At 41.2% G+C, this 5,715-nt stretch carries 7 protein-coding genes and 1 pseudogene; 6 read left to right on the plus strand and 2 right to left on the minus strand.

The genetic code is table 11. The features are described from left to right. Nucleotides 1-332: pyridoxal-phosphate dependent enzyme (locus VB733_RS27215; RefSeq protein ID WP_323343168.1), on the minus strand; the 332-nt coding region annotated here is incomplete at its 3' end. 542 nt (nt 333-874) lie between these two features. Here VB733_RS27215 and VB733_RS27220 point away from each other — a divergent pair. Both VB733_RS27220 and VB733_RS27225 read left to right on the plus strand, forming a co-directional pair. Beyond that, nucleotides 875-1,141 (plus strand): hypothetical protein, encoded by a 267-nt coding sequence (locus tag VB733_RS27220; RefSeq protein WP_323343169.1) that lies wholly within the window; start codon nt 875-877, stop codon nt 1,139-1,141. A 347-nt stretch (nt 1,142-1,488) separates the two neighbouring features. Further along, a pseudogene (locus VB733_RS27225) lies at nt 1,489-1,791 on the plus strand (NADPH-dependent oxidoreductase); the annotation flags it as partial. A gap of 58 nt (nt 1,792-1,849) precedes the next feature. On the opposite strand, the gene VB733_RS27230 reads toward VB733_RS27225, so the two are convergent. After that, entirely contained in the window at nt 1,850-2,650 is an 801-nt protein-coding gene (locus tag VB733_RS27230; RefSeq protein ID WP_323343170.1) for an SDR family oxidoreductase, read from the minus strand. A gap of 609 nt (nt 2,651-3,259) precedes the next feature. Between VB733_RS27230 and VB733_RS27235 the strand changes: the two genes are divergently transcribed. The 4 genes from VB733_RS27235 to VB733_RS27250 all read left to right on the plus strand — a co-directional run. Beyond that, the gene (locus VB733_RS27235) at nt 3,260-4,090 is read left to right on the plus strand and encodes an ATP-binding cassette domain-containing protein (RefSeq protein WP_323343174.1); all 831 of its coding nucleotides are present in this window, start codon (nt 3,260-3,262) and stop codon (nt 4,088-4,090) included. Then, entirely contained in the window at nt 4,047-4,901 is an 855-nt protein-coding gene (locus tag VB733_RS27240) for an ABC transporter permease (protein ID WP_323343171.1), read from the plus strand. Before VB733_RS27235 ends, VB733_RS27240 begins: the two co-directional genes overlap by 44 nt. Nucleotides 4,902-4,920: 19 nt before the next feature. Next, nucleotides 4,921-5,382 carry a MarR family transcriptional regulator gene (locus VB733_RS27245; protein ID WP_323343172.1) on the plus strand — a complete coding sequence of 154 codons (462 nt, stop codon included), beginning with the start codon at nt 4,921-4,923 and terminating at the stop codon, nt 5,380-5,382. Then, nucleotides 5,345-5,715 (plus strand): MFS transporter (locus VB733_RS27250; RefSeq protein ID WP_323343173.1); only part of this gene is annotated, 371 nt, incomplete at its 3' end. The genes VB733_RS27245 and VB733_RS27250, both read left to right, overlap by 38 nt.

Consider the following 5,715-nt stretch of genomic DNA (forward strand, 5'->3'; position numbering starts at 1 on the left):
CCTTTAAGAATTAATTGCCGTTCGATACTCATTGTGTCGGGCATTGTCAGTATTAAACGATAGCCTCTAGCAGCCGCGACTATTGCCAGTGCAATACCTGTATTTCCTGAAGTTGGTTCGACCAAAGTTGTTTTTCCTGGTTGAATCAGCCCTAATTTCTCCGCATTGGCAATCATGCTAGTGCTAATTCTATCTTTGACCGAAGCCGAAGGATTCATTCCCTCTAACTTAACGAGAATTTGGGCTAAACATCCCTCAGCTTGAGGAATCCGGTTGAGTTGGACTAGGGGAGTCCGACCAATTGTTTCTGTAATGTCACGAGCAATCCGCATGGAGAATAGTTTGGCTTTATGGGACAAGTAGTAGTTATCATATAATACTGTATCTCCATCGATTAGCAGTAGATTACATTAACTAAATTTACTCAAAGGCTATTCTGGGCGGCATGGTTGATTTCTGGTATTTGGAGAGGAATGAAAGTACGGAAACAAATTCTGGTGTAATATTTCCCAAGGGAGCCCCTGCAATCACCATATACTTGCCCCCACTATATGTCAAATTCCTCACCTTGAAGTCATTTTATTCCTTGTCTCGCAAAATTCCGCAGATCAAAGCCTCATATTTGGGGGATATTAGGATGGATGCGATCGCTCGTATGATGCTGACTCGTAATTTACTTTACACAGGGCTAACTCGAGCCTTCGAGCAGTTTAACTGCGAATAAATTTGATTGGTTTTATCGTCAAATTTTCGGAATAATCAATAAATTTTAATTATTAAATCAACAATAAAGAGTATTTGTTATTATCACATCAAAATTCCTACAATTAGAGGATAAATCTAAAAACATTAATCGAAGTAGTTGATAAAAATTATGAATTCCCATATTTGCGATCGCAATTCGTCTAGTAATATCGATTGGAATCCACTTTTGAATCGGATTCAATGGGTAGAAGGAAAAAGTGTACCCACATACCCCGGTGATTTGAAAACCGCTTTACTTAATCATGTAGGATTAATCAATCATCCAAAAGGAAACGAAGCTTATCAGCTAGCTTGTGAAATTGCCCGATTGACAACTTACTGCGATCCAGAAATTATTTATTGGTTTTCTCGCATTATCAAGATGATGGATTATTAGCTGGGATTTGCTTGCAAATTACTCAGTTTTTGAGGATAAAAGCAATGAAATAATGAAAGATAGAATGGACGACTATTAATATCGATTTTTCTAGGGAAATTATCCAATAGCAATAGCTTGAAATCTATTTTTGACTTGGAATTTAATCTTTTAGCCTTTCAGTATTTGCTCTGTTAAAGTAATACCATTTTTAGATGAAGTTGCATAGGATTGTTATGTATCTAACAAGCCTTTATAGCTATTCCCAAGTAATTGAGGTACATATTTGTCTTTACTAGCAAAATAAGAGGCTTTAAGCTGCGACGCATCTAATTTGTATATAAGACGCGGGCAAGATGCCCGCACTACTATGCGTAGGCTATCCTAATCCAGATGTGGAGACAGCAATTAAACCAAGATTGCCACAGTCAGCAGTATTGCATCGTGAAACCTATAGTCTCCCAGTTCAAGAAGCGTTGACGCGAAGCGGCTTGTCGCCAGACATCGCCCACTATGACGAAATCATGAAGACTTTTTATAGTCAACAGCAAATGAATGTTGCCGGTGACTGGAGCGAACATTCAGCTAAACGTGTTGCAACTTCGCAGTCTCTATCGGGACGTGACAGGTTGCGCGAAGCTCTAAATAACCTTGGTTTCAAGCTGCGGTAAATCTTTTGGAGAGTGGTATGAGCGCTCATACCACTGTTTTTATTCTTGTTTGAATTGCCTAAACACCTGGAGTTTGTCCACCATCAACGAGAATCTCCGCACCTGTAATCGAAGATGCAAGATCGGAAACTAAAAATAATGTGAGTGCAGCAATTTCTTCTGGTTTGACAACTTTACCCAAGGGAATCGCTTTTATTGATTCGGCTTTAATTTCTTCCACGGTTACACCGCGAGATTCGGCATTCTGTCGTGCTAAGATGTCTGCACGCTCAGTTGCAGTTGCTCCTGGAGAAATAGCGTTAATTCTAATGTTGTCTTGGGCTAATTCTTTAGAAATTCCCCGTGTGAAGTTCAAAAGAGCCGCGTTAGTAGTTCCACCTGGTAAAAAATTAGGACGAGGTGTACGTCCGGCACCTCCAATAATGTTGACAATTCGTCCATCACGCCGATTTTTTTGATGGGGTACAACGGCTCTAACTAAGCGAATATAGCCCAATAATTTTAAGTTCCAAGCATCTAAAAAAGCATCATCACTCAGTTCTAAAAAAGACCCTGCACGTGCAGAACCAGCATTATTAATCAAAATATCAATCTGACCAAATTGTGAAAGTGTTGTGGAAACGACTTTCTCAATATCTGCCGCTTGGCTAATATCCGCACTAATGGGAATAACTTTGCTGGTTATATTGGGTAAAGATTGAATTTCATTGACTGCTTTCTCCAATCTTTCGGAATTGCGAGATGCGATCGCCACATTGACACCTTCACTATACAAAGCTTTGGCGCTCGCTAAACCAATTCCTGCACTTCCACCTGTGACAATAGCTGTTTTTCCTGAAAGTTGTAAATCTAGGCTCATAATATTTTAGATTTTGGATTGTGTAATATTTTACTTATGACTCAATTGTTATCTAGATGCAGTAGATTAGGTCTGTCAAAAAATTGTTATGCAATATCTACAACTGGCATCCAATATTTCTGGGGTTGAGTCAAAGTTGAAGTTGAGATTGAAGGTTAATAATTGCTTGACCCTGTCGAAATTGGTGTTTTTAGGGAAGTCAGTTATTTAACTACTGTAATTCCATCGATTTACAGTATTTTTGTATAAACAAAAAGTTATCACAGAGTAGCTTTAATAAGCAAGTCCCTGGAATGTAATGATTCACCAAGCAAAAATTAACGGTTTGAGATTGGCTCAAGAGGTGGAGACATCGTGAATTTTACCTGCCAAGCTACTTTGGTTAACTACTAAAACTCAAGTTTCAGAAGAAGAGTCAAATTTTTCGCAATTCTTCACGCATATCTCAGAACCATCATATTATCTGGATTCTGACGTTTTACCGTGGGCGATCGCCAAAAAGAGACTATTGACTTCAAGTAAAATTATGAGAGACTAATAATTAGAATATCTAAATATAAGGGTTGCATAGAAATCGTGACCATATTTACAGGGCAACAGTCAGGACAAATGGGACAGTCAGACCCGAATCGTGCGGAAATTCCGATAATTTTGGCAACGCAGGGATTAACGCGCCTGTTTGACAAGTTCGTTGCAGTTGATTCTCTGGATATTTTTGTGAAACAGGGAGAGGTTTTTGGTTTGCTGGGACCAAATGGTGCAGGTAAGAGTACAGTCATCAAAATGCTGACAACCTTGCTACCATTGAGTGCGGGAAAAGCAATGCTGGCAGGTTATGATGTCAGCCATCAATCCGATATTGTTAGGAGAGTTTTTGGCTATGTGCCGCAAGCTCTTTCGGCGGATGGGTATCTTACTGGTTACGAAAATCTCTTAATTTTCGCGAAGTTGTACGATATTCCCCGGAGACGACGGGAGCGATGTATTCGGGAAATGCTGGCATTTATGGGTTTGCTCGATGTACGCGATCGCTTGGTACGTAACTACTCTGGGGGAATGATTCGCAAGTTGGAAATCGCCCAATCGATTTTGCACGAACCGCAGATTTTGTTTTTGGATGAGCCAACTGTGGGACTCGATCCCATCGCTCGCGCTCAGGTTTGGCAATTGGTAGAGCAATTACGTGCAGAATTCGGTACGACAATATTTTTAACTACACACTTTTTAGAAGAAGCCGATAATTTATGCGATCGCGTCACAATTATGCAACGCGGTAGAGAAATTATTACTGGTTCACCCCAGGAGTTAAAAGCATCCTTGGAACAACCAAATGTAACTTTAGATGATGTCTTTATTCACTATACAGGCGACCAATTAACATCAGGAGTGAGCTACCGTGAAACTGCCAGAACGAGACGTAATGCCCAACGCTTGGGTTGATCCCCTGCCGAAACGCCGACCTCATTTCATCTCTGCAATTAGGGAATTGATTAATAAAACCCTAGTAATTGCCGAGTTGGAAGTACGTAAACTACGCCATGATCCCACCGATTTAGTAGTCAGAAGCGTGCAGCCTGCTTTGTGGTTGTTAATTTTTGGACAGGTATTTACCAAAACTCGCGCTATCCCTACGGGAGATTTACCCTACCTAGATTTTATGTCGGCGGGGATTCTCGCTCAAAGTGTCCTGTTCGTGGCAATTTTTACTGGGGGAATGACGTTGATTTGGGAACGAGATTTAGGGGTTGTCCATAAATTCTTAGCAAGTCCCACTCCCCGCACAGCAATAGTTTTGGGTAAAGCGCTAGCTTGTGGGGTACGGTGTATTTCCCAAGTATTTATTATTTACGGATTAGCATTTTTTTTGGGTGTCAAACTCAATCTCAACCCCTTAGCTTTTCTGCAAGTATTGCTAATTGTGATGTTGGGAGCCGCTTGTTTTTGCATATTTTCCTTAATTATTGGTTGTGTGGTAAAAACACGGGAACGAATGACGGGAATTGGACAATTAATTACCATGCCCTTCTTTTTTGCCAGCAACGCCATCTATCCAATTTCCCTGATGCCGGGATGGTTAAAGTTGATTTCTCACATTAACCCTTTAACCTACCAAGTTGATGCATTGCGCGGTAAGATGCTCCTGAATGGTATTAGTCTCTATGGGTTTAGCGTAGATTGTACAATTCTCTTGTTAACATTAATAGGCTTAACCTACATCTGTGGCAAACTCTATCCACGGGTGGCAATGTAACTAGGAGAAAAACCAGCCCATGAAATCGGATAAACCGTCTCAAGAATGTGCCAATCGAGTAATGGACACCATTCCCTTGGTGATGCGGTTTATTCGAGCGGATATGCGGGAAAATAGCGCCACATCCCTATCTATTCCCCAATTGCGATCGCTAGCATTTCTCAAACGCAACCCCGGAGCTTCGTTATCCGATCTGGCGGAACATCTCGGTGTGACTTGTGCGACAGCATCCACAACCACAGAGCGACTAGTACAACGTAATTTTGTCCAACGCACAGATCATCCTCAAGAGCGGCGAAAAGTGGTTTTAAGTCTCACCGATGAAGGAAAACAGCATCTTGAGGAAACCCAGGCACAAACTCGCACTCATATTACAGACTTATTAGATGGTTTGACAGCGAAAGAAATAGCACAAATTGAAAAAGGGTTAACTCTACTCAAAAATGTCTTTGAACGATCAGAAGTTAAAAAAGCTCCGTGAGGCTGAGGCTACACAACACGATGCCTTTGCAGCCCTGAGATTCCGGGATTATCGATTATTTACCATTGGTCGCACTCTTCTATTTACCAGCGCACAAATGCAAACCGTGGCGTTGGGTTGGGAATTATATGAGCGCACTGGTTCGGCTTTGGTTTTGGGTGGAATTGGTTTGGCGCAAGTTTTACCAGCGATTTTACTGACTTTAGTAGCTGGGCATGTAGCCGATAAGTATCATCGTAAACCCATCATGCTGTCGGCAATGCTGGTATTTGTGATTTGCTCTATCGGTTTAGCCGTTATTTCCTACACCCGCACTGCCAATGCAGTAGTTTT

Origin of the sequence: Calothrix sp. UHCC 0171, assembly GCF_034931845.1 — a bacterium.
Lineage (GTDB): Bacteria > Cyanobacteriota > Cyanobacteriia > Cyanobacteriales > Nostocaceae > Brunnivagina.